We start from the raw sequence: 21,645 nt of genomic DNA on the forward strand, positions 1-21,645 counted from the left end.
CTGTAGCTGGTCGACCGGTGGTCCGGGGGCGGGGGGACGGGTGCGCGGGGGGGGGGGGGTGGGGCGGCCCCCGCCCCCTCGTGCGTGCGGGTCTGGGCACGAGGCCTCGAATGTGTCAGAATGTTAAGACATACAAGAGGAGGAACCCCGTGCCGCTGCTCCGCTTCGACCTCGTCGCCGGCCGCACCCCGCAGGAGCTGACCGCCCTGCTCGACGCCGCCCACGACGCCGTCGTGCAGGCCTTCGAGGTGCCCGTGGGCGACCGCTACCAGGTCGTGCACCAGCACGCCCCCGGCGAGCTCGTCGTCCACGACACCGGCCTGGGCATCGAGCGCACCCGCGACGTCGTGCTCCTGCAGGTGACCAGCCGGCCGCGCACCCGCGAGCGGAAGGAGCGCTTCCACGCCCTGCTCGCCGAGCACCTCGAACGCCGGTGCGGCCTCGCGCCCAGCGACCTCGTCGTCTCCGTCGTGGAGAACTCCGACGCCGACTGGTCCTTCGGGCACGGGCGCGCGCAGTTCCTCACCGGCGAGCTCTGAGGACCGCCCCGGACCCACCTGCGGGACCCGCCCGCGGGGACCACCCCCCGGGCGGGGCCGGGACTGGCCCGGGGGGAGGGCGCTGTGCGACGCTGCCCGCAGCGCGCCAGCGCCGCGGCCGCCGCGCCGCACAACCGAACACGCACGGCCACGCACCCGGGCGGGAGAGCCCCGACGCGCACCAGCGGCGGGCACCGAAGGAGCAACCACCCCGGAACCTCTCAGGTCCCCAGGACCGCCACGGGCAGGCCGCTCTGGAAAGCAGGGTCCGCACGGCCCTCACCGACGGGGAAAGCGCCGCGCGCGCGAAGCTCTCAGGTGCCGCGACAGAGGGGGTCCGCGCAGCCGCACCGGGCGGCCGCGCCAGCGAAGGAGCACCCGTGTCCCGCCCCTCCCCCCTGCACGAGGCCCACGCCGCCCTCGGTGCGACCTTCACCGACTTCGCCGGCTGGTCCATGCCCGTGCGCTACGCCTCCGACCTCGCCGAGCACCGCGCCGTGCGCGCCACCGCCGGCGTCTTCGACCTCTCCCACATGGGCGAGGTGCGCGTGCGCGGCCCGCGCGCCGGCGAGGCCCTGGACGCCGCCCTGGTGGGCCGCCCCTCCGCCATGCCCCTGGGCCGCGCCGCGTACGGCCTGATCGTCGACGCCGACGGCGGCATCCTCGACGACCTGGTCACCTACCGCCTCGCCGAGGACGACTTCCTCGTCGTCGCCAACGCCTCCAACGCCGACCTCGTCGCGCGCGAGCTCACCGAGCGCGCCGCCGGCTTCGACGCCGAGGTCGCCGACGAGTCCACCGCCACCGCGCTGCTCGCCGTGCAGGGCCCCACCGCCGCGCTCATCGTCGGCGAGGTCGTCGACGCCGACCTGGCCGGCCTGGGCTACTACCGCTGCACCCGCGCGCTCCTGCGCACCCCCGCCGGCGCCGTGGACGTGCTGCTGGCCCGCACCGGCTACACCGGCGAGGACGGCTTCGAGGTGCTCCTGCCCGTCGAGCACGCCGCGCCCGCGTGGGAGGCGCTGCTGAACGCCGGGCGCGCGCACGACGCCGTGCCGTGCGGGCTGGCGTGCCGCGACACCCTGCGCCTGGAGGCCGGCATGCCGCTGTACGGGCACGAGCTCACCCGCGACGTCGACCCCTACACCGCCGGCCTGGGCCGCGTCGTCAAGCTCGACAAGCCGCACGCGTTCACCGGCCGCGCCGCCCTGGAGCGCCTGGCGCAGCGCACCCCCGAGCGCGTCCTGGTCGGCCTGCGCGGCACCGGCCGGCGCGCCGGGCGCGAGGGCTACCCGGTGCTGCACGAGGGCCGCCCCGTCGGCACCGTCACCAGCGGCGCCCTCTCGCCCACCCTGGGGCACCCGGTAGCCATGGCCTACGTCGAGGCCGGCGCCGCGGCGGTGGGCACCGCGCTCGCCGTCGACGTGCGCGGGCGCGCCGAGGCCGCCGAGGTCGTCGAGCTGCCCTTCTACCGACGGGCGCGGTGAGCCCCGTGGCGCTCAGCGTCTTCGACATGTTCTCCATCGGCATCGGCCCCTCCAGCTCCCACACCGTCGGGCCGATGCGCGCCGCGCTGCGCTTCGCGCAGGAGCTGGAGGGCGACGGGCTGCTGGAGCGCGTCGCCGCCGTGCGGGTGGACCTGCACGGCTCGCTGGGCGCCACCGGCCGCGGCCACGGCTCCGACCGCGCCGTCGTCCTGGGCCTGGCCGGCGAGCGCCCGGAGTCCGTCGACCCCGACGCGGTGCCCGTCCTGCTCGAGCGGGTGGCCCGGCACCGCGAGCTGCGCCTGCTCGGCCGGCACCCGGTGCCCTTCGACCCGGCCGCGGACGTGCGGCTGCTGACCGTGGCGCTGCCCGCCCACCCCAACGGCATGGTCTTCACCGCCCTGGACGCCGCCGGCGACGTCCTGGCCCGGCGCACCTCCTACTCCGTCGGCGGCGGCTTCGTGCGCGAGCACCCCCTGGACGGCGCCGACCCCGCCGACCCCGCCGCCGCGGCGGGGGAGGGGGAGGTCCCGCACCCCTTCCGCACCGGCGACGAGCTGCTCGAGCAGTGCCGGCGCACCGGCCTGGGCGTGGCGGACCTGGTGCGCCGCAACGAGGAGAGCCTGCGCACCCCCGCCGAGGTCGACGCCGGGCTGCTGGCGGTGTTCGAGGCCATGGCCGCCTGCGTGCGCCGCGGCCTGGCCACCGACGGGGTGCTGCCCGGCGGCCTGGGCGTGCAGCGCCGCGCACCGCGGCTGCACCGCCAGCTCCTGGCCGAGGAGGGCCGCGCCCCCGGCCTGGACGTCCTGCAGGCCATGGACTGGGTGAGCCTGTTCGCCCTGGCCGTCAACGAGGAGAACGCCGCCGGCGGGCGCGTGGTCACCGCCCCCACCAACGGCGCCGCCGGCATCGTGCCCGCCGTCGCGCACTTCCACCGCCGCTTCGTGCCCGGCGCCGACGACGCCGGCACGGTCCGGTTCCTGCTCGCCGCCGGCGGGATCGGCACCGTGCTGAAGGAGACCGGCTCCATCTCCGGCGCCGAGGTCGGCTGCCAGGGCGAGGTCGGCTCGGCCAGCGCCATGGCCGCCGCGGGCCTGGCCGAGGTCCTCGGCGGCAGCCCCGAGCAGGTCGAGAACGCCGCCGAGATCGCGATCGAGCACCACCTGGGCCTGACCTGCGACCCCGTCGGCGGCCTCGTGCAGATCCCCTGCATCGAGCGCAACGCGGTGGGCGCCACCACCGCCATCCACGCCGCGCGCACCGCCCTGCGCGGCGACGGCACCCACGTCGTCAGCCTCGACACCGCCGTGCGCACCATGCGCGCCACCGGCGCGCACATGCGCTCGGAGTACAAGGAGACCTCCCTGGGGGGCCTGGCCCTGACCGTCGTGGGCCGCCGGCGCGCCCCGGAGGCCGCGGTGGGGGTCAACGTCCCCGAGTGCTGAGCCCCGGGCGTGCCGCGGACGCCAGGCTTGCCGCGGGCGCCGGGGGTGCCGGTGCGCGCGGGCGCCCGCGGTGGCACGGTGGGCCGGTGCCACCCCGCCGCCGCACCGACCCCGGGCAGGGCCGCGCCGCCCTGGGCGCCGCCCTGGACGCCCTGGACGCCGGGGGCGCCCCCGCGCGCCCCGACCTGGCCGCCGCCGTGCGCTTCACCCTGGAGGAGCTCGCCGCCCGCCACCCCGGCGGCAGCGTGGAGGTGCGGGTGCCGCCGTTCGCCGCCGTGCAGGTCGTCGCCGGCCCGCGCCACACCCGCGGCACCCCGCCGGCGGTGGTGGAGACCGACGCGGTGACCTGGCTGGAGCTGGCCACCGGGCGCCTGGCGTTCCAGGACGCGCGCGCCGCCGGCAGGGTGCGCGCCAGCGGCGAGCGCGCCGACCTCGGCGAGCTGCTGCCGGTGGCCGGGCCGGGCGCCTGAGCGCGCCGCGTACCGTTGGGGGGGTGAGCGAGCAGGAGCCGGCAGCCCGGGACCCCCAGCACCCCGCGGAGCCCGGCGGGCCCGCCGCCGCGCCCGCGGCCGCCACCGAGCCCGCCGCGGACCCGCAGGTGCGGCGCGAGGGGCGGCCCGGGGAGCAGCTCGGGGAGCAGCCCGGCGAGGAGGGGCGCACGCACCTGGTGCAGGTCACCCGCCGGCGCGCGCCGCGCTACCGCGCCTTCGTGCTCGCCGGCGTCGTCGTCGCCTTCCTCGTCGCCGCGGTCGTCGCCGTGCTCACCCCGCCCAGCGGCGGGTACTCCCAGCGCGCCCTGTTCGGGTACCTGTTCGTCTCCCTGGGCATCGTGTGCGGCCTGCTCGGCGGGCTGGTGGCCGTCCTGGCCGACCGCGCCGGCGCCCGGCCCGCGCGCTCGGGCCGCCGCTGAGGCTCCCCGGCGCCGGAGCACGGCTGCGTCGGCCCGGCAGGGGTGTGCCACACTCGGGGCGTGGCCCGCGGTGACGGACGTCTGAACCACGACCTCATGCCCGGCGAGAAGGGCCCCCAGGACGCCTGCGGCGTCTTCGGGGTCTGGGCACCCGGCGAAGAAGTCTCCAAGCTCACCTTCTACGGCCTGTACGCCCTGCAGCACCGGGGGCAGGAGGCCGCCGGCATCGCCGTCAGCAACGGCGAGCAGATCCTCGTCTTCAAGGACACCGGGCTCGTCCCGCAGGTCTTCGACGAGGCCGCCCTGGAGTCCCTGCAGGGGCACATCGCCGTCGGGCACACCCGCTACTCCACCGCCGGCGGCGCGGGCTGGCAGAACGCCCAGCCCACCCTGGGCGCCACCGCCGGCGGCACCGTGGCGCTGGCCCACAACGGCAACCTCACCAACGCCTTCCGCCTGCGCGAGCTCGTCGCCGAGCGCTACCCCGAGCGCGCCGGCACCCGCCCCGGCTCCGGCGGGGAGATCGCCCGCGGCAACACCACCGACACCGCGCTGATCACCGCGCTGTTCGCCGGCGACCCCGACCGCACGCTGGAGTCCACCGCCCTGGAGGTCCTGCCGCACGTCGAGGGCGCCTTCAGCCTGGTCTTCATGGACGAGCGCACCCTGTACGCCGCGCGCGACCCGCAGGGCATCCGCCCGCTCGTGCTCGGCCGCCTCGAGCGCGGCTGGGTGGTCGCCTCCGAGACCGCCGCGCTGGACATCGTCGGCGCCAGCGCCGTGCGCGAGGTCGAGCCCGGCGAGCTCATCGCCATCGACGCCGACGGGCTGCGCAGCAGCCGCTTCGCCGAGGCCAGGCCCAAGGGCTGCGTCTTCGAGTACGTCTACCTGGCCCGCCCCGACACCACCATCAGCGGCAAGGTCGTGCAGGAGGCCCGCGTCGAGATGGGCCGCACCCTGGCCCGCGAGCACCCCGTCGAGGCCGACCTGGTCATCCCCACGCCCGAGTCCGGCACGCCCGCGGCCATCGGCTACGCCGAGGAGTCCGGGATCCCCTACGGGCAGGGCCTGGTGAAGAACTCCTACGTGGGGCGCACCTTCATCCAGCCCAGCCAGACGATCCGCCAGCTCGGCATCCGCCTGAAGCTCAACCCGCTCAAGCACGTCGTGCAGGGCAAGCGCCTCGTCGTGGTCGACGACTCCATCGTGCGCGGCAACACCCAGCGCGCGCTGATCCGGATGCTGCGCGAGGCCGGGGCCGCGGAGGTCCACGTGCGGATCTCCTCCCCGCCGGTGCGCTGGCCCTGCTTCTACGGCATCGACTTCGCCACCCGCGCCGAGCTCATCGCCACCGGCCTGGCGGTGGACGACGTGCGCCGCAGCATCGGCGCGGACTCCCTGGGCTACATCTCCGACGAGGGCATGATCGCGGCGACCGACCAGCCCGCCGAGCGGCTGTGCACGGCCTGCTTCACCGGCGCCTACCCGGTGCCGGTGCCCGACCTGCAGCGCCTGGGCGACCACGCCATGGACAAGGCCCTGCTGCCCATCACCCCCGTGCCCTCGCACGCGCACCACTCGGGAGCCCGCCGGTGACCGGCACCACCTACGCCGCCGCCGGCGTCGACGTCGTCGCCGGCGACCGCGCCGTCGAGCTGATGAAGGCCTCCGTGGCCCGCACGCACGGCCCCGACGTCGTCGGCGGCTTCGGCGGCTTCGCCGGCCTGTACGACGTCAGCGCCCTCAAGGGCTACCGCCGCCCCCTGCTGGCCACCAGCACCGACGGCGTGGGCACGAAGGTCGCCGTGGCGCAGGCGCTGGACAAGCACGACACCATCGGCGCCGACCTGGTCGGCATGGTCGTCGACGACATCGTCGTGTGCGGGGCGACGCCGCTGTTCATGACGGACTACGTCGCCTGCGGCCGCGTGGTGCCCGAGCGGATGGCGGGCATCGTCGCCGGCATCGCCCGCGCGTGCGAGGAGGCCGGCGCGGCCCTCGTCGGCGGCGAGACCGCCGAGCACCCCGGGCTGCTGGGCCCGGACGAGTACGACGTGGCCGGCGCGGTCACCGGCGTCGTCGAGGCCGACGAGCTGCTCGGCGCCGAGCGCGTGCGCGCCGGCGACGTGCTCGTGGCCATGGCCTCCTCGGGCCTGCACTCCAACGGCTACTCGCTGGTGCGGCGCGTGTTCGCCGACGCCGGCTGGGCCTACGAGCGGCACGTGGAGGAGCTGGGCCGCACCCTGGGCGAGGAGCTGCTGGAGCCCACCCGCATCTACGCCAAGCCGGCCCTGGCCACCCTGGCCACCGGCGGCGTGCACGCGATGAGCCACGTCACCGGCGGCGGGCTGGCCGCGAACCTCGCGCGCTGCCTGCCGGTGGACGTCACCGCCGAGGTCGAGCGCTCCAGCTGGACGCCGGGCGCGGTGTTCTCGCTGGTGCGCGACCTGGGGCGGGTGCCCGCCGACGACCTGGAGCGCACGCTGAACCTGGGCGTGGGCATGGTCGCGGTGGTGGACCCGGGCTCCGTCGACGCCGTGGTGGCCTCGCTGGAGAGCGCGGGGATCCCCGCCTGGGTGTGCGGGCGGGTGCGCCCGCGCCGGGAGGACGACGGCGACAGCAACGGCAAGGGCGTGGCAGGGGGCGTGGCGCTGCTCCGGGGATCCCACCAGGGCTGGTGAGGGACCCCGGGGCGGTGCCACGCCCCCTGCCGGTGCTCTTGCTGCTGACCCGTCCCCGGCCCGTGGTGCGGCCGGGGTGAGGACGTCCCGGGTGGTGGACCACCCGGGCGCGCCGCGGACGGGAGGTCAGGCGCGACGCTTGGTCGCCCAGTCCTCGTAGTCGTCCGTGGCGGAGTAGCGGGACCAGTCCTCGGTGTCCTCGTCCACCTCGTCCTCGTCCACCTCCGGTACCTCCGGGGCTTCGGAACGCCCGGTGGTCGGACGGAACGGGTCAGGACCGTGCAGCTCGCGTTGCAGCGCGTTGTAGTCAGTCTGAGGACTGAAGTACTTCAGCTGCCGAGCGACCTTGGTCTGCTTGGCCTTCTGACGGCCGCGCCCCATGGCGTCGACCCCCTCGCGCGTCGGCCGGGGCCGCTGAGAGGGCCCCGGAGTAGCTGTCATCTCTCCGTGGTGCCAACCGTACAGGTTCGCCAGACCTTCCGGCATCCCGGTCGGCGCGCCGCGCGTCCGGACGGGGGAGCCCGGGGTGCCCGGCGGTCGCGGCGCGTGGTGTTGCATGACCCCCATGGCGCAGCGCACCCCCCTGGTGGCCGGGATCGACTCCTCGACGCAGTCGTGCAAGGTGGTCGTGCGGGAGGCCGCCACCGGGCGGCCGGTGCGCTCCGGGCGGGCCGCGCACCCGGAGGGCACCGAGGTGGACCCGCAGCGCTGGTGGGAGGCGCTGAGCGCCGCCGCGGCCGACGCCGGCGGCCTGGAGGACGTCGACGCCCTGGCCGTGGGCGCCCAGCAGCACGGCTCGGTCCTGCTCGACGACGACGGCGCCGTGGTGCGCCCGGCGCTGCTGTGGAACGACGGCCGCTCCGCCGGCGCCGCGCGCGAGCTCACCGGCGAGCTGGGCGGGCCCGGCGCCTGGGCCGAGCAGGTCGGCAGCGTCCTGGTGGCCTCGCTGACCATCACCAAGCTGCGCTGGGTCGCCGAGCACGAGCCGGACGCCGCCGCCCGCACCGCCGCGGTGTGCCTGCCGCACGACTGGCTCACCCACCGCCTGGCCGGCGGCGCCGCCGCCGGGGCGGAGCTGGTCACCGACCGCGGCGACGCCAGCGGCACCGGCTACTACTCCGCGGCCACCGGCGCGTACCGCACCGACCTGCTCGAGCGCGCCTTCGGCGCCCGCCCGCGCCTGCCGCGGGTGCTGGGCCCGGCCGAGGAGGCCGGGCGCAGCGCGGTGGGGCTCAGCCGCGGGGCGGTGCTGGGCCCGGGCACCGGCGACAACATGGCTGCCGCGCTGGGCGTGGGCGCCCGCCCCGGCGACGTCGTGGTCTCCATCGGCACCTCCGGCGTCGTCAGCGCCGTCAGCGACGTCGCCACCCACGACCCCTCCGGCGCCGTCGCCGGCTTCGCCGACGCCACCGGGCGGCACCTGCCGCTGGTGTGCACCCTCAACGCCGCCCGGGTGCTGGACGCCGCCGCCCGCCTGCTCGGCGTGGACCACGCCGAGCTGTCCCGGCTGGCGCTGAGCGCCCCGCCCGGCGCCGGCGGGCTGGTGCTGGTCCCCTACCTGGAGGGCGAGCGCACCCCGGTGCGCCCCGACGCCACCGGCGCCCTGCACGGGCTGACGCTGGAGACCTCCACGCCCGCCCACCTGGCCCGCGCGGCCGTGGAGGGGCTGCTGTGCGGGCTCGCCGACGGCCTGGACGCCCTGGTCGCCCAGGGGGTGCCGGTGCACCGGGTGCTGCTCGTGGGCGGCGGCGCCCGCTCGGAGGCGGTGCGCCGGCTGGCCCCGGCGGTGCTGGGGCGCCCCGTGGCGGTGCCCCCGCCGGGGGAGTACGTCGCCGACGGCGCGGCGCGGCAGGCGGCGTGGGTGCTCGCCGGCGGGGACGAGCCGCCGGCGTGGTCGCTCGGCGGGGAGGCCGAGACCTTCGAGGCGGACCCGCAGCCGGCCGTGCGCGAGCGCTACGCGCAGGTGCGCGAGCTCACCGCCCCGCGTCCCTGACCGGACCGGCCGGGCCGGCCGGTCCGGCGGGTCCGGCGGGGTCCGCGGGCCCGGCGGGCTCGTCCGGCTCCCGCCGGGGCGCGGGCACGCCCGCCCCGCGCGCGGCGCGGGCGGCGCGCTTGTCGGCGTACATGCGCGCGTCGGCCTCGGCCAGCACCGACGCCGGGGAGCGGGAGGGGGAGTCCGCCGCCCAGCCCACCGACAGCCGCGCGCCCGCCCCGGGCGCCGCGCCGCCGCGCAGGCGCTCGGCCAGCCGCTCGACGTCCTCGGCGCCGGCCTGCTCGACGAGCACGACGAACTCGTCGCCGCCGGTGCGCGCCACCGTGTCCCCGGGCCGCACGTGCGCGCTCAGCGCCCGCGCCACCTCCTGCAGGACCCGGTCGCCGGCGGCGTGACCCTGCAGGTCGTTGACCTCCTTGAGGCCGTCGACGTCGCAGACCAGCACGAAGGCCCCGCGCCCGGGCTCGCGGCGGGCGCGCGCGCGGCTGCCCTCCCAGCGGTCGGCCAGCAGCGCCCGGTTGGGCAGGCCCGTCAGCCCGTCGTGGCCGGCCAGGTGCCGCAGCTCGCGCTCGCGGCGCACCCGCTCGGTGACGTCCCACGCCCCGACGAGCACGCGCCCGCCGCCCAGCGGCTGCGCGGACAGCTCCACCCGCCGGCCGGGCCGGGTGCCCAGCCGCACGCGCAGCGGCGGTGCGCCCGCGGCGCCCGGGCGCCGGGCGGCGACGGCCTCCAGGGCCCGCCGCGCGCGGGGGCGGTCCGCGGGCACCAGCAGCTCCAGCGCGTCGCGGCCCACCAGCGGGTCCGGCCCGGCCAGCTCGCGGGCGGCCGCGGAGGCCCAGGCGACGACGGTGCCGGACAGCAGCGCGCTGGCGGGCCCGTGCTCGGCCAGGGCGCGCCAGTCGGTGCGGCCGCCGCCGGTGCTCACCGGCGTCTCGCGGCCCCGTCGCCCACGGCGGCCAGCACCGCCGCGCCCGCGGTGGAGGCCAGCACCGCGGGCCAGGGGCCCACGCGCCTGGACAGCGGGTGCGAGGCGCCCACCAGGGCCGCGGTGCCGGCGGTCAGGGCGGCGGCCAGGGGCGCGGAGGCGGCGGCCCAGCGCGGCACCGACCAGGCCAGGCCCGCCAGGAGCGCGGCCCCGGCCAGCCTGCGGTCGCCGGTGGTGCGCCCGATCGCGTACCCGCCGAGGACGGCGGCGGCGACGACGGGGGAGGTGGGGGTCCGAGGCACGGTGCGCAGGCTACCGACGCCCGCGCGCACCGGTGCGGGCAGGACGGGGACGCGCGAAAGCCCGCCGCGGAACGCGACGGGCTTCGAAAGGGGGACTCAGGTGGCCAGGAGCGGGGTCGAACCGCTGACCTTCCGATTTTCAGTCGGACGCTCTACCAACTGAGCTACCTGGCCGTGCCGGGCCGGGTGAACCGGCACGACGAGCGACCCCGACGGGACTCGAACCCGCGACCTCCGCCGTGACAGGGCGGCGCGCTAACCAACTGCGCTACGGGGCCTCAAGGAGGCCTTGCTTGTCTTGCTGCCTTGCTCGCTTGCGGGACCAACAGTACCCGATCCCGGGCGGTGCTCGTGACACCGACCCGGACACCGGCCGACGGTGCCGCTCGCGTACCCCCAACGGGATTCGAACCCGTGCTACCGCCTTGAAAGGGCGGCGTCCTAGGCCACTAGACGATGAGGGCGCGTCTCCCGGCTGCGGGAGCCCGTCCAGCATAGGGGGTGAGCCCCGGCGCCCGCGCCCCGCGCGGGCCCCTCAGGCGGCCGCCGGGCTCGCCGGGGAGCCCGGCGCGGACAGCCGCCGCGAGCGCAGCGGCACCCGCCCGCCGCGCGCCACGGCCCGCGAGACGGCCACGGGGTCGGTGTGCAGCAGGTCGCGCACCGCCTGCTCCACCGCGCCGTGCGTGGCGGGGTGGCCGAAGGCGGCGTCCTCGCCGAGCTGCTCCAGCGCCGGCGCGATCGTCACGCCGTCGTCGAACAGGTCGACCACGCGCGGGTCCACGTAGCTGCTGCGGCACACCGCGGGGGTGTTGCCCAGGTACTCCGAGACCTCCGCCACCGCCCGGGTCACCGCCCGCTTGCGCGCCGTGGGGCTCGCCGCGGCCTGCACCGACACCGCCAGCGCCACGGCGGCCAGGACGGTGGCGTGCCAGGTGCGGAAGTCCTTGGCCGACACGTCCGGCCCGATCGTCTCGCGCAGGTAGGCGTTGACGTCGTCGCTGGTGACGTCGTGCCAGCGGCTGCCCGCCTTCCACGCCAGCAGGTCGTCGCCGCCGCCGCGGCGGCGCTTGAGGGAGCGCACGACCTCCACCACGTCGGGGTCGGCGATGACGGCGGTGCGGTCCTTGCCGGACTTGGCCACGTAGCGGAAGACCAGCTCGTCCCCGTGCTGCACGACGTGCTCGCGCTTGAGGGTGGCCAGGCCGTAGGAGCCGTTCTCCTCGGCGTACGCGTCGCCGCCCACGCGGAAGAAGCCCAGGTCCAGCAGGCGGAACGCGGCCGCCAGCACCCGCTCGCGCGGCAGCCCCGGCAGCCGCAGGTGCGCGGCGACCCGCTCGCGGGCGCGGGGCAGCTGCGCGGCGACCTCCAGCACGCGGTCGTGCTTGGCGCGGTCGCGCTCGGCGCGCCACTGCTCGTGGTAGCGGTACTGGCGCCGGCCGCGCTCGTCGGTGCCCACGGCCTGCAGGTGCCCGTTGGGGTGCGGGCAGATCCACACGTCGGTGTAGGCCGGCGGGATCGCCAGCTTCGCGATGCGCTCGACGACCGCGGGGTCGGTGATGCGCCCGCCGGCGGTGTCGAGGTACTCCCAGCCCCTCCCGCGGCGCCGGCGCGTGAAACCGGGCGAGGAGCTGGAGACGCGGCGCAGGCGGGGCACCCAGCGATGGTGCAGAGCGCGGCGTCCCGCCGCACCTCGAACCGCGCCGCCGCGGCCGGGGCGTCAGGGCGCGGCCGGTGACGCGGCCGGTGACGCGGCCGGTGACGCGGCCGGTGACGCGGCCGGGAGCGCGGGCGCCGGGCGGCTGCCGGTGACGCGCAGGAACTCCAGCTTCTCCGCGTCGGGCGAGCCCGCGGGCGCGCTGTACACGACGATCCGCACGTCGCTGCCGGGAACGGTGAGCACGTCGCAGTCGCAGGTGACGTCGCCGACGTCGGGGTGCTCCACCGTCTTGCGCGCCGAGACGTGCCGGCCGACCGTGCCCTCGCGGCACAGCCGCCGGAACTCCGGGCTCGTGCGGCTCAGCTCCCGGCTCAGCGCGAGCAGGCCCTCGTCGCGCGGGTAGCGCGCCAGCGCCTCGCGCAGGTCCGAGACGAGCGCGGCGGGCATCCCGGCGTCGGCGTCCCGCACGGGCCAGCGCGCCAGCCGGCCGACCGCGCCCTCCCCGCCGCCGAAGACCGCCCTGACGAGGTTGCGCTCCTCCAGCGGCAGGTCGCCGGGGTCGCCGATCAGCGCCGCCCACGACGGGGTCCACGTCAGCAGCGTCCAGTCGGCGGCGAAGACGCCCACGGGCAGGTCCACGAGGCGGGCCAGCACGCGCTGCACGCCGGCGGGCACCAGGTGCGAGACCACCCCGTCCGCCGGCGGCAGCAGCCCGGCCAGCCGGTGGGCGTGGTCGCGCTCGTCGGGGCTGAGCTGCAGGGCCCGCGCCAGCGTGCCCACGACCTGCGCCGAGGGGTGCCTGGCGCGGCCCTGCTCCAAGCGGACCACGTAGTCCACCGACAGCCCGGCCAGCTCGGCCAGCTCCTCGCGCCGCAGCCCGGCGGTGCGGCGCCCGGCGCGCGCGGGCAGCCCCACGTCCAGCGGGGAGAGCCGGTCGCGCCAGCGCCGCAGGGCCGTGCCGAGGTTCTCGCCGTCCGCCACTCCCGCATCCTGCCCCGCACCGGCCCGCCGGCGCCGGGCCCGAGCCTGGTACTGCCCGTCCCACCGTCGGGCGGGCACTGGCGGGCCCGCGCCGCCGGGCCGAGGGTGGGCCCGTGACCACCACCTTCATCACCGGGGCCAACAAGTCCCTCGGGTACGAGACCGCCCGCCGCCTGCTCGAGGCCGGGCACACCGTCCTGCTCGGCGCCCGCGACCCCGAGCGCGGCCGGGCGGCCGCCGAGGCCCTCGGGGCCCGGTTCGTCCGGATCGACGTCACCGACGACGCCTCCGTGGAGGCCGCGGCCGCCGACGTCGCCGCGCACGAGGGCGTCCTGGACGTCCTGGTCAACAACGCCGGGGTCGGCGGGGCGCAGGCCCCGGCCGACGAGCTGACGGCCGCCGACGCCCTGGCCGTCTACGACGTCAACGTCTTCGGGGTCGTGCGGGTGACGCGCGCGTTCCTGCCGCTGCTGCGCGGGTCGGGCAACCCCCTCGTCGTCAACGTCACCAGCGGGCTGGGCTCGTTCGCCGCCACCCACGACCCCGACCGCGTCGAGGGCCGGGTCACCGCGCCGCTGTACGCGTCCTCGAAGTCGGCGCTGACGATGCTGACCACCCAGTACGCCAGGGCGCTGCCGGACGTGCGGTTCAACGCCGTCGACCCCGGCTACACCGCGACGGACCTCAACGGCCACAGCGGCCCGCAGACCGTCACCGAGGGCACCGACGCGGTCGTGGAGCTGGCGACCAGCGGCCCGGACGGGCCGACGGGGGTGTTCCGCGACCGCTACGGCGTCGTGCCCTGGTGAGCGCCCGGCTCCGGGGGCGGCAGCAGCGCCGCCCCCAGGGCCGCCAGCAGCTCCACCACCTCGGCGCGGTCCAGGCGCACCGTGGACACGCACGTGCCGCCCTGCCAGGTGGAGAGCACCACGCGGGCGGCGTCGGGGTGGGCGCTGACGCGCAGGGCGCGCCCGGCCCGGTCGGCGTCGCGCAGCACGCCGGTGGGGGTGCCGTGCCCGGTCCGCAGCGCCGCGTCCTCCATGCGGTGATGGTGCGCCCCCGCGCTCGCCCTGTCGAGGCCCGCCGCCCCGGACGGGCGCGGGTCAGGGGACGCGGCCGATCCAGCCGTCGGTGGCGAACTTGGCCGCCACGAGCTCCTCGGCGGCGGCCAGCTCGGCGCCGGTGAGCTGCGAGGCCGTCAGCCCGTACTGCCGGCCGAACGTGGCGACCATGCGGTCGATGACCTCCTCGCGGGCCAGGCCCGTCTGCCGGCGCAGCGGGTCCACCCGCTTGGCGGCGCTGGCCAGCCCCTTGCCCTTGAGCTTCTCGCGCCCGATGCGCAGCACCTGCAGCATCTTCGCGGCGTCGATGTCGTACGACATCGTCACGTGGTGCAGCACGGTGCCGTCGGCCAGCCGCTTCTGCGCGGCCCCGGCGATCTTGCCCTGGTCCGTGGCGATGTCGTTGATCGGCTGGTACCACGCCTTCACGCCCAGCTCGCCGAGGGCGACGAGCACCCAGTCGTCCAGGAACGCGTAGGACTCGGTGAACGACAGCCCCTCCACCAGGGAGGCGGGGGCGTAGAGCGAGTACGTGATGGTGTTGCCGGGCTCGACGAACATCGCGCCGCCGCCGGAGACGCGGCGCACGACCTGCACGCCCAGGCGCTGCGCGGCCTCGCCGTCCACCTCGTTGGCCAGGGACTGGAAGCTGCCGATGACGACGGCGGAGCTCGCCCACTCCCACACCCGCAGCGTCGGGGGGCGCCGGCCCGCGGCGACCTCGCGGGCCAGCACCTCGTCCAGGGCCATGTGCGTCTGCGGCGCCTGCGGGCCGGTGTGCACGAGCTGCCAGTCGTGGTCCAGCCACCCGGTGGCCCCGCCGACCGCGCGGCGCACCGCGGTGGCCACCGACTCGGGGGAGAAGCCCAGGAGCACGGCCCCCGGCGGCAGCGCGGCGCGCACCCGCACGGCGATCGCGGCGCTGTCCGCGTCGGCGGGCAGGCCCGTCAGCGCCGCGTCGACGGCCGCCAGTGCCTCGTCCGGCTCGAGGAAGAAGTCGCCGGAGACCCGCACGGAGGCGAGCACCCCGTCGTCGACCTGCAGGTCGGCGACGACGAGCTTGCCACCGGGGACCTTGTACTCACCGTGCACGCAGGGACCCTACGCGGCGGGCGGCTGCAGGGACCCGGGCACCAGCGAGGACGCCAGCCAGTGCCGCGGGGTGCCGAAGCCGTCCAGCAGCTCCTCCGTGCGCGGGCGCAGCCGGCGGCACAGCTCGTTGACGGCCTGGGTGACGGCCTTGGCCCGCAGGGTCGTCATCCGGCGGTGCTGCAGGTACCAGCCCTTCTCCGCCTCCAGCAGCGCCAGCGCGTGCAGGTCGAACACCTCCGCCAGCAGCGCGGCCACCGCGGGGTCCTCGGTGCGGGCGATCGCGGCGGCGAACGCCTCGGCCACGACGCGGTCCACGTGCGCGCGCCCGGCCAGCAGCAGGTGGTCCTGCAGCCCGTCGACGGCCTCGAAGGCGTCCTGCTCGGAGCGGGCGCGCGCCCTGCGCATCCGCTTGGCCAGGGACTCCACGACGTGCCGCTCGCGCTCGGCGAGCATGCGCAGCTGCCAGGCGCGGTCGTGCAGGTCCTCGGGGACCCGGCCGGCCTCGACGACGTCGGCGACCAGGGAGCGGGCGGGGCTGCGCCCGGCCAGGGTGGTGACGAAGTCGCGGGTGGCCAGGCGCGCCATGCCCAGGGTGTCCAGGTCGGAGAACTGCTGGGCGTAGGCGGTCAGCTGGCTCTTGGCGACCAGCTGCAGCAGGACGGTGTTGTCGCCCTCGAAGGTGGTGAACACGTCGGTGTCGGCCTTGAGCTGCGGCAGGCGGGAGTCGGCGAGGTAGCCGTTGCCGCCGCACGCCTCGCGGCAGGTCTGGATGGTGCGGGTGGCGTGCCAGGTGGAGGCCACCTTCATCCCGGCCGCGTGCGCCTCGAACGCGCGCTGGCGGGCGGGTTCGGGGTCGCCGCCCGCGAGCTGCACGCGCAGCAGCTCGTCCATCTCGCCCAGCAGCTCCTCCTGGGCGAAGCTGAGGGCGTACGTGGTGGCCAGCGGGACCAGCAGGCGGCGCTGGTGGGCGAGGTAGTCCAGCAGCACGACCTCCTCGCCGCGCTCGCCCGGCTGCGCGCCGGGGCGGGCGAACTGCTTGCGGTGCAGGGCGTAGCGCAGGGCGATCTCCAGGGCGACCTTCGTCTGCCCGATCGCGCCGCCGGAGATGCTCACCCGGCCCTTGACCAGGGCGCCGAGCATCGTGAAGAACCGCGCGCCCTTGCTGGCGATGGGGCTGGAGTAGGTGCCGTCCTCGGCGACCTGCGCGTAGCGGTCCAGCAGCGCGGTGCGCGGCACGCGCACGGAGTCGAACCACAGCCGGCCGTTGTCCACGCCGTTGAGCCCGGCCTTGCGCCCGTCGTCGCCGCGGCGCACGCCGGGCAGGTCGCGCCCGTCCGGCCCGCGCAGCGGCACGAGGAACGCGTGCACGCCCTGCACCTCGCCGCCGGTGACGAGCTGGGCGAAGACGACCGCGACCTCGGCGTCCTCGGCGGCGCCGCCGATGTAGTCCTTGCGGCAGGACTCGTCGGGGGTGTGCACGACGAACTCGCGCGCGTCCGGGTCGTAGGTGGCGGTGGTGCCCAGGGAGGAGACGTCGGAGCCGTGGCCGGACTCGGTCATCGCGAAGCAGCCGACGAGGTCCAGGCGCAGCAGCCGCGGCAGCAGCTCGGCGTGGTGGCGCTCGGTGCCCAGGGCCTGCACGGCGCCGCCGAACAGCCCCCACTGCACCCCGGACTTGATCATCAGCGAGGCGTCGCCGAAGCCCAGCACCTCGAACTGGCTGACCTGCCCGCCGGGGGAGTCCCCGCCGCCGTGGCGGGAGGAGTAGCCCAGCTCGTGGCCGCCGAGCTCGGCGAGCACGCGCAGGCGGGCGCGGGTGAGGTCGCGCTGCTCGGCGGTGCTCAGGTGGTCGATCGGGCCGAAGAAGTCGGCGGGGAACTCCCGCCGGGCCCGCTCGCGCAGGTCGGCGTAGCGGCCGTCCAGGACGGTGCGCAGGACGCCGGTGTCCACCGGCCCGGGGGCGGGGCGCTCGGGCCCGGGGCGCTCGAGCCCGGGGCGCTCGGGGGCGCCCTGCTGCGCGGGCGCGTCCGCCCGCGCGGCGGCGTCGGTCTCGACGTCGGTCTCGACGGCGGTGTCGATCTCGGTGGCGGTCACGGGACCTCCTCGGGTGCGGGGCGGGCGGGGCGGGCGGGGTGCCGGGGGGAGCCCAGGACGGCGTCCAGGCCGCCCCAGGCCAGGTCGGTGAGGGCGTCGGCCATCTGCGCGGCGCCGAGGCGCTCCGGGGTGGAGATCCACCGGTCGGCCGCGGAGCGGATCAGCGCGACCAGCCCGTGGGCGAGCGCGTCGGCGGAGGCGTCGGCCGCGCCGGCCGCGCGCAGGTGCGCGGTGAGGGTGCGGGCGGTCTCGTCGGCCAGGGCGCTGGTCAGGCGCTGCACGGGGTCGCGCTCGGGGTCGCGGGCGGCGGTGCCCGGGAACCGCCGGGAGACGACGAAGCGGTACACCTCCGGGTCGTGCTCGACCAGGCGCAGGTAGGTGGAGACGATCCCGGCCAGCGCCTCGCGCGGGCTGCCCGCGCGCTCGACGGCGCTGCGCAGCTCGCGCACGATCAGCCGGTTCACCCGCTGGGCGACCGCCAGGTACAGGTCCTCCTTGTCGGAGAAGTGCCGGTACAGCACGGTCTTGCTGGTGCCGGCGGCGGCGGCCAGCTCGTCCATGCCCAGGCCGGCGCCGTGGGTGGTGATGGCGCGCAGCGCGGCGGTGACGAGCTCCTCGCGGCGCTTGCGGCGGTGCTCGGCCCAGCGGGTGCGGCGGCCGTCCGGGCGCGCCGCCGCGGCGGCGGGCGCCGCGGGGACGTCGGCCGGGGCGTCGGCGGTGACGGGGTCCACGTCTCGACGGTACCTCGGACGACGGGTACCCGGTACCCCGAGTACCTGTTAAGTTTCCGGGGAGTCAGGCTCGACGAGGAGGACCCGTGACCGCAGCCCCGCCCCCTTCCCGCGCCACGCGCGCCGTGCGCCCGGTCGCCGTCGTCGCCGGCAACCGCACCCCCTTCGCCAAGGCCGGCGGGCGCTACGCGCAGGCCTCCGCCAAGGACCTGCTCGTCGCCGCGGTCGACGGCCTCGTCGCGCGCACCGGGCTGGCCGGCGAGCGCCTCGGCGAGGTCGTCGCCGGCGCCGTCCTGAAGCACAGCCGCGACCTGAACCTCACCCGCGAGGCGGTGCTGTCCACCGCGCTGGACCCCGCCACCCCCGCCTACGACGTCTCCCAGGCGTGCGCCACCGGCCTGGAGACCGCCGTCCTGCTCGCCGGGAAGATCGCCCTGGGGCAGGTCGAGGCCGGCATCGCCGGCGGCGCCGACAGCGCCAGCGACGCCCCGATCGCCGTGGACGAGGGCCTGCGCCGGGTGCTGCTGGCGCTGAACCGCGCCCGCACCCCAGGCCAGCGCCTGAAGGCGCTCGCCGGGCTGCGCCCCGGCCAGGTCGTGCCGGAATTCCCCCGCAACGCCGAGGCGCGCACCGGCCTGTCGATGGGCGAGCACGCCGCCCGCACCGCCGCGCACTGGGGCGTGAGCCGGCAGGCGCAGGACGAGCTGGCGCTGGCCAGCCACCGCAACCTCGCCGCCGCCTACGAGCGCGGGTTCTTCGACGACCTGCTCACCCCGTACCTGGGCCTGCGCCGCGACGGCCTGCTGCGCCCGGACACCACCGCGGAGAAGCTGGCCGCGCTGGAACCGGTGTTCGGCCGCGACCTGCCGGTCCCGGCGACGATGACGGCGGGGAACTCCACCCCGCTCACCGACGGTGCCGCCGCCGTGCTGCTGTCCACCGACGAGTGGGCCGCCGAGCGCGGCCTGGACGTCCTGGCGCACCTCGTGGACGCCCAGACCGCGGCCGTGGACCACGTGCACCGCGGCGAGGGCCTGCTCACCGCCCCCGTGCACGCCGTCCCGGTCCTGCTGCGCCGCAACGGCCTCACCCTCGACGACCTGGACCTGGTGGAGGTGCACGAGGCGTTCGCCTCCACCGTGCTGGCCACCCTGGCCGCCTGGGAGGACGAGGGGTTCTGCCGCGAGCGCCTCGGCCTGGACGGGCCGCTGGGCGCGGTGGACCGCGCCAAGCTCAACGTCGCCGGCTCCTCCCTGGCCACCGGCCACCCGTTCGCCGCCACCGGCGCGCGCATCCTGGCCACCACCGCCAAGCTGCTCGCCGAGCGCGGCGGCGGTCGCGCGCTCATCTCCATCTGCGCCGCCGGCGGGCAGGGCATCGTCGCCCTGGTGGAGGCGTGAGGATGAGGCTCCCCGACGACCTGTACGGCGACCTGGTGCGCAGCGGCCCCGGCGCGGCCGCCGCGAGGAGGCTCGGGCTGCCGGTGCCGCCGCGGCTGCGCCGGCACGCGCCCGGGCAGGAGCTGCTCACCGGCCCGGCGCTGGTGCTGCGGGTGGGCGCCGCCCCCCTGGCCGCCGACGTCACCGCCTGGCTGACCGGGGCCGGCGCGCGCGTGCTCGACGACCTCGACGCCGCCGGCGGTGAACGCCTCGGCGCCGTCGTCGTCGACGCCACCGCCGCCCGCCGCGTGCCGGACCTGGCGCGGCTGCGTGAGCTGCTGGCGCCGGCGTTCCGGCGCACCGCCCGCGGCGGGCGCGTGCTCGTGCTCGGCGCCGTGCCCGCCGAGGCCGGGGGTTCCGCCGAGGACGGTGGTTCCGCCGAGGACGGGGGTTCCGACGGGACGCCCGAGGATTTCCCCGGGGGTTTCGGCGACGTGGAGGCCCGCTCCGTGCAGCAGGGTCTCGAGGGCCTGGTGCGCAGCCTGGGCAAGGAGGCGCGCGGCGGCACCACCGTGAACCTGCTGCGGGTGGCCGAGGGCGCCGGTGCGGCCCTGCGCTCGCCGGTGGAGTTCCTGCTCTCCGCGCGCGCCGCGTTCGTCTCCGGCCAGCCGCTGCTCGTCGGCCCGGCGCCGGAACCGCCCCCGGGACCGGCCCCCGCGCGCGAGCGGCGCGTCGTCGTCGTCACCGGCGCCGCCCGCGGCATCGGCGCGGCGATCGCCGAGGTCGCCGCCCGCGACGGCGCGCACGTCGTGTGCGCCGACGTCGCCGCCGCCGGCGAGCAGCTCGCCCGGGTGGCCAACCGGGTGCGCGGCTCCGCCCTGCCGCTGGACGTCACCGCCCCCGGCGCCCCGCGCGCGCTGGCCGAGCACCTGCGCCGCCGCTTCGGCGGCGCCGACGCCGTCGTGCACAACGCCGGCGTCACCCGCGACCGCTCCTTCGTCAACCTCGACGAGAACGCCTGGGACACCGTGCTCGGCGTGAACCTCGACGCGCCGCTGCGGCTGACCGCGGAACTGCTGCGCACCGGCGGCGCGCTGGCGCCGGGGGCCAGGTTCGTGTGCCTGTCCTCCATCAACGGCCTGGCCGGCGCCAGGGGGCAGGCCAACTACGCCGCCAGCAAGGCCGGGCTCGTCGGGTTCGTGCAGGCGCTGGCCGCTCCGCTGGCCCGGCGCGGGATGGCCGCCAACGCCGTCGCCCCCGGTTTCATCGAGACCCCCATGACGGCCTCGATGCCGCCGCTGCCGCGCGAGGTGGGCCGGCGCGCCAGCAGCCTGCAGCAGGGCGGGATGCCCGTGGACGTCGCCGAGGCCGTGGCCTGGCTGGCCTCCCCGGGCGCCGGCGGGGTCAACGGGCAGGTGCTGCGCGTCGACGGCCAGCACCTGACGGGGGCGTGAGCGCCGTGCCGCACGAGACCCCCCGCCCCCTGGCCGCGAACTACGCGCGCTCCCTGCTCACCCCCCGCCCGCGCGGCGGGGTCGACCTGCCCCGCCGCCGGCACGAGCAGCACGGCGTGCGCACCGACCCCGCGCGCCTGGCGGCGTGGTCGCGGGTGTGCGGGTTCCCGCTGCGCTCGCAGCTGCCGCTGCCCTACCCGCACCTGCTGGGGTTCGCCGCCCAGGTGGAGCTGCTGGTCTCCGAGCCGTTCCCGTTCCGCCTGCTGGGCCTGGTGCACGTCGCGCAGGAGTTCACCCGGCACCGGCAGCTGGCCGTGGACGAGGAGCTGGACGTGTCGGTGCGCGCGGTGGCGATGCGCCCGCACCGGCGCGGCGCCGTCGTCGACCTCGTCACCGAGGTGCGCGGCGCCGGCGAGCCGGCCGACGGCGCCCCCGCGTGGCGCGGCCTCAGCCGCTACCTCGCCCCGGGCACCCGGCTGCCCGGGGCGGTGCCGCCGGCGGAGCCGGACCCGGACGCCCCCGGCCCCGGCGCCGCCTCCACCCGCTGGCGGGTCGGCGCCGCCGCCGGGCGCCGCTACGCCGAGGTCAGCGGCGACGTGAACCCCATCCACCTGGCGGCCCCGGCGGCGCGGCTGCTGGGGTTCCGCCGCGCCCTGGCGCACGGGCTGTGGACCGCCTCGCGCAGCCTGGCCGTGCTCGACGGCCGGCTGCCGGACGCGGTGCGCGCCGACGTGCGCTTCAAGGCCCCGCTGCTGCTGCCGGCCACGGTGGAGCACCTGCACGAGCGGGTGGCCCCCGAGGACGGCGGCGGCTGGCGCACCGCCGTGCGCAGCCGCGACGGCGCCCGCACCCACCTGCTCACCCGCCTCACGCCCCTCTGAGGACACCGCCCCCCTCCCGCAACCCCCGCCCCCCTC

At 77.6% G+C, this 21,645-nt stretch carries 21 protein-coding genes, 3 tRNA genes and 2 riboswitches; of the genes, 12 read left to right on the plus strand and 12 right to left on the minus strand.

The features are described from left to right. Positions 1 to 149 precede the first annotated feature (149 nt). The 7 genes from ACRYR7_RS15665 to purM all read left to right on the plus strand — a co-directional run bounded on the left by ACRYR7_RS15665 (position 150) and on the right by purM (position 7,059). The gene (locus tag ACRYR7_RS15665; RefSeq protein WP_432573040.1) at positions 150 to 539 is read left to right on the plus strand and encodes a tautomerase family protein; all 390 of its coding nucleotides are present in this window, start codon (positions 150 to 152) and stop codon (positions 537 to 539) included. Between the two features lie 160 nt (positions 540 to 699). Beyond that, a riboswitch (glycine riboswitch) is annotated at positions 700 to 778 on the plus strand. A gap of 10 nt (positions 779 to 788) precedes the next feature. Beyond that, a riboswitch (glycine riboswitch) is annotated at positions 789 to 876 on the plus strand. A 43-nt stretch (positions 877 to 919) separates the two neighbouring features. After that, complete coding sequence (gene gcvT / locus ACRYR7_RS15670) at positions 920 to 2,026, plus strand: glycine cleavage system aminomethyltransferase GcvT (protein WP_432573041.1); 1,107 nt, start codon at positions 920 to 922, stop codon at positions 2,024 to 2,026. Between the two features lie 5 nt (positions 2,027 to 2,031). Then, the gene (locus tag ACRYR7_RS15675; protein ID WP_432573059.1) at positions 2,032 to 3,468 is read left to right on the plus strand and encodes an L-serine ammonia-lyase; all 1,437 of its coding nucleotides are present in this window, start codon (positions 2,032 to 2,034) and stop codon (positions 3,466 to 3,468) included. An 86-nt stretch (positions 3,469 to 3,554) separates the two neighbouring features. After that, positions 3,555 to 3,938 (plus strand): sterol carrier family protein, encoded by a 384-nt coding sequence (locus tag ACRYR7_RS15680; RefSeq protein ID WP_432573042.1) that lies wholly within the window; start codon positions 3,555 to 3,557, stop codon positions 3,936 to 3,938. A gap of 23 nt (positions 3,939 to 3,961) precedes the next feature. Further along, positions 3,962 to 4,378 carry a hypothetical protein gene (locus tag ACRYR7_RS15685; RefSeq protein WP_432573043.1) on the plus strand — a complete coding sequence of 139 codons (417 nt, stop codon included), beginning with the start codon at positions 3,962 to 3,964 and terminating at the stop codon, positions 4,376 to 4,378. A 60-nt stretch (positions 4,379 to 4,438) separates the two neighbouring features. Further along, the gene (gene purF, locus ACRYR7_RS15690) at positions 4,439 to 5,974 is read left to right on the plus strand and encodes an amidophosphoribosyltransferase (RefSeq protein WP_432573044.1); all 1,536 of its coding nucleotides are present in this window, start codon (positions 4,439 to 4,441) and stop codon (positions 5,972 to 5,974) included. Beyond that, positions 5,971 to 7,059: a phosphoribosylformylglycinamidine cyclo-ligase gene (gene purM / locus ACRYR7_RS15695; RefSeq protein WP_432573045.1), complete on the plus strand. Its 1,089-nt coding sequence runs from the start codon at positions 5,971 to 5,973 to the stop codon at positions 7,057 to 7,059. The genes purF and purM overlap by 4 nt, the downstream gene beginning before the upstream one ends. Before the next feature lie 126 nt (positions 7,060 to 7,185). Here the strand turns inward: purM and ACRYR7_RS15700 are convergent, their stop codons facing one another. Then, complete coding sequence (locus ACRYR7_RS15700; protein WP_432573046.1) at positions 7,186 to 7,626, minus strand: DUF3073 domain-containing protein; 441 nt, start codon at positions 7,624 to 7,626, stop codon at positions 7,186 to 7,188. Between ACRYR7_RS15700 and xylB the strand changes: the two genes are divergently transcribed. Next, complete coding sequence (gene xylB, locus ACRYR7_RS15705) at positions 7,625 to 9,052, plus strand: xylulokinase (protein WP_432573047.1); 1,428 nt, start codon at positions 7,625 to 7,627, stop codon at positions 9,050 to 9,052. The two genes, ACRYR7_RS15700 and xylB, sit on opposite strands and share 2 nt — an antisense overlap. Here xylB and ACRYR7_RS15710 read toward each other — a convergent pair. From ACRYR7_RS15710 to ACRYR7_RS15740, 7 genes are all read right to left on the minus strand, one after another. Next, the gene (locus tag ACRYR7_RS15710; protein WP_432573048.1) at positions 9,033 to 9,977 is read right to left on the minus strand and encodes a GGDEF domain-containing protein; all 945 of its coding nucleotides are present in this window, start codon (positions 9,975 to 9,977) and stop codon (positions 9,033 to 9,035) included. The genes xylB and ACRYR7_RS15710 overlap by 20 nt on opposite strands. Continuing rightward, positions 9,974 to 10,279, minus strand: coding sequence for a hypothetical protein (locus ACRYR7_RS15715; RefSeq protein ID WP_432573049.1), 306 nt, complete (start codon positions 10,277 to 10,279; stop codon positions 9,974 to 9,976). Before ACRYR7_RS15715 ends, ACRYR7_RS15710 begins: the two co-directional genes overlap by 4 nt. A 101-nt stretch (positions 10,280 to 10,380) precedes the next feature. After that, a tRNA-Phe gene (locus tag ACRYR7_RS15720) sits at positions 10,381 to 10,453 on the minus strand. Between the two features lie 30 nt (positions 10,454 to 10,483). After that, positions 10,484 to 10,557: transfer RNA gene (locus ACRYR7_RS15725), tRNA-Asp, on the minus strand. Between the two features lie 113 nt (positions 10,558 to 10,670). After that, positions 10,671 to 10,743 (minus strand) — tRNA-Glu (locus ACRYR7_RS15730). Between the two features lie 71 nt (positions 10,744 to 10,814). Further along, positions 10,815 to 11,933, minus strand: coding sequence for a DNA topoisomerase IB (locus ACRYR7_RS15735; protein ID WP_432573050.1), 1,119 nt, complete (start codon positions 11,931 to 11,933; stop codon positions 10,815 to 10,817). Positions 11,934 to 11,996: 63 nt separating this feature from the next. Next, positions 11,997 to 12,917 (minus strand): helix-turn-helix domain-containing protein, encoded by a 921-nt coding sequence (locus ACRYR7_RS15740; protein ID WP_432573051.1) that lies wholly within the window; start codon positions 12,915 to 12,917, stop codon positions 11,997 to 11,999. A gap of 113 nt (positions 12,918 to 13,030) precedes the next feature. Between ACRYR7_RS15740 and ACRYR7_RS15745 the strand changes: the two genes are divergently transcribed. Then, positions 13,031 to 13,726: an SDR family NAD(P)-dependent oxidoreductase gene (locus ACRYR7_RS15745; RefSeq protein WP_432573052.1), complete on the plus strand. Its 696-nt coding sequence runs from the start codon at positions 13,031 to 13,033 to the stop codon at positions 13,724 to 13,726. On the opposite strand, the gene ACRYR7_RS15750 is transcribed toward ACRYR7_RS15745, so the two are convergent. The 4 genes from ACRYR7_RS15750 to ACRYR7_RS15765 form a co-directional block, all read right to left on the minus strand. Continuing rightward, on the minus strand, positions 13,705 to 13,959 hold the full coding sequence (locus tag ACRYR7_RS15750; RefSeq protein ID WP_432573053.1) for a hypothetical protein: 255 nt from the start codon (positions 13,957 to 13,959) through the stop codon (positions 13,705 to 13,707). The genes ACRYR7_RS15745 and ACRYR7_RS15750 overlap by 22 nt on opposite strands. Before the next feature lie 61 nt (positions 13,960 to 14,020). Then, the gene (locus ACRYR7_RS15755; RefSeq protein ID WP_432573054.1) at positions 14,021 to 15,070 is read right to left on the minus strand and encodes a lipoate--protein ligase family protein; all 1,050 of its coding nucleotides are present in this window, start codon (positions 15,068 to 15,070) and stop codon (positions 14,021 to 14,023) included. Positions 15,071 to 15,079: 9 nt separating this feature from the next. After that, the gene (locus ACRYR7_RS15760; RefSeq protein ID WP_432573060.1) at positions 15,080 to 17,020 is read right to left on the minus strand and encodes an acyl-CoA dehydrogenase family protein; all 1,941 of its coding nucleotides are present in this window, start codon (positions 17,018 to 17,020) and stop codon (positions 15,080 to 15,082) included. Positions 17,021 to 17,160: 140 nt separating this feature from the next. Further along, complete coding sequence (locus tag ACRYR7_RS15765; RefSeq protein WP_432573055.1) at positions 17,161 to 17,895, minus strand: TetR family transcriptional regulator; 735 nt, start codon at positions 17,893 to 17,895, stop codon at positions 17,161 to 17,163. An 86-nt stretch (positions 17,896 to 17,981) separates the two neighbouring features. On the opposite strand from ACRYR7_RS15765, the gene ACRYR7_RS15770 reads away from it, so the two are divergent. Genes ACRYR7_RS15770 through ACRYR7_RS15780 form a run of 3 tightly spaced genes read left to right on the plus strand, consistent with a single transcriptional unit; the run spans position 17,982 to position 21,609 of the window. Continuing rightward, a complete protein-coding gene (locus ACRYR7_RS15770) occupies positions 17,982 to 19,295 on the plus strand; it encodes an acetyl-CoA C-acetyltransferase (RefSeq protein WP_432573056.1) in 1,314 nt (437 codons plus the stop codon). A 2-nt stretch (positions 19,296 to 19,297) separates the two neighbouring features. Further along, positions 19,298 to 20,728 (plus strand): 3-oxoacyl-ACP reductase, encoded by a 1,431-nt coding sequence (locus tag ACRYR7_RS15775; protein WP_432573057.1) that lies wholly within the window; start codon positions 19,298 to 19,300, stop codon positions 20,726 to 20,728. Continuing rightward, the gene (locus tag ACRYR7_RS15780; protein WP_432573058.1) at positions 20,725 to 21,609 is read left to right on the plus strand and encodes a MaoC family dehydratase; all 885 of its coding nucleotides are present in this window, start codon (positions 20,725 to 20,727) and stop codon (positions 21,607 to 21,609) included. Before ACRYR7_RS15775 ends, ACRYR7_RS15780 begins: the two co-directional genes overlap by 4 nt. Positions 21,610 to 21,645 lie beyond the last annotated feature (36 nt).

The organism is Kineococcus gurbantunggutensis, assembly GCF_050871925.1.
In the GTDB taxonomy this organism is placed as follows: domain Bacteria; phylum Actinomycetota; class Actinomycetes; order Actinomycetales; family Kineococcaceae; genus Kineococcus.

What these genes read in the sequence shown, in the direction of transcription:
- ACRYR7_RS15700 (WP_432573046.1), bottom strand. Translation starts at nt 7,626, where the DNA reads ATGGGGGTCATGCAACACCACGCGCCGCGACCGCCGGGCACCCCGGGC.
- ACRYR7_RS15750 (WP_432573053.1), bottom strand. Translation starts at nt 13,959, where the DNA reads ATGGAGGACGCGGCGCTGCGGACCGGGCACGGCACCCCCACCGGCGTG.
- ACRYR7_RS15775 (WP_432573057.1), top strand. Translation starts at nt 19,298, where the DNA reads ATGAGGCTCCCCGACGACCTGTACGGCGACCTGGTGCGCAGCGGCCCC.
- xylB (WP_432573047.1), top strand. Translation starts at nt 7,625, where the DNA reads ATGGCGCAGCGCACCCCCCTGGTGGCCGGGATCGACTCCTCGACGCAG.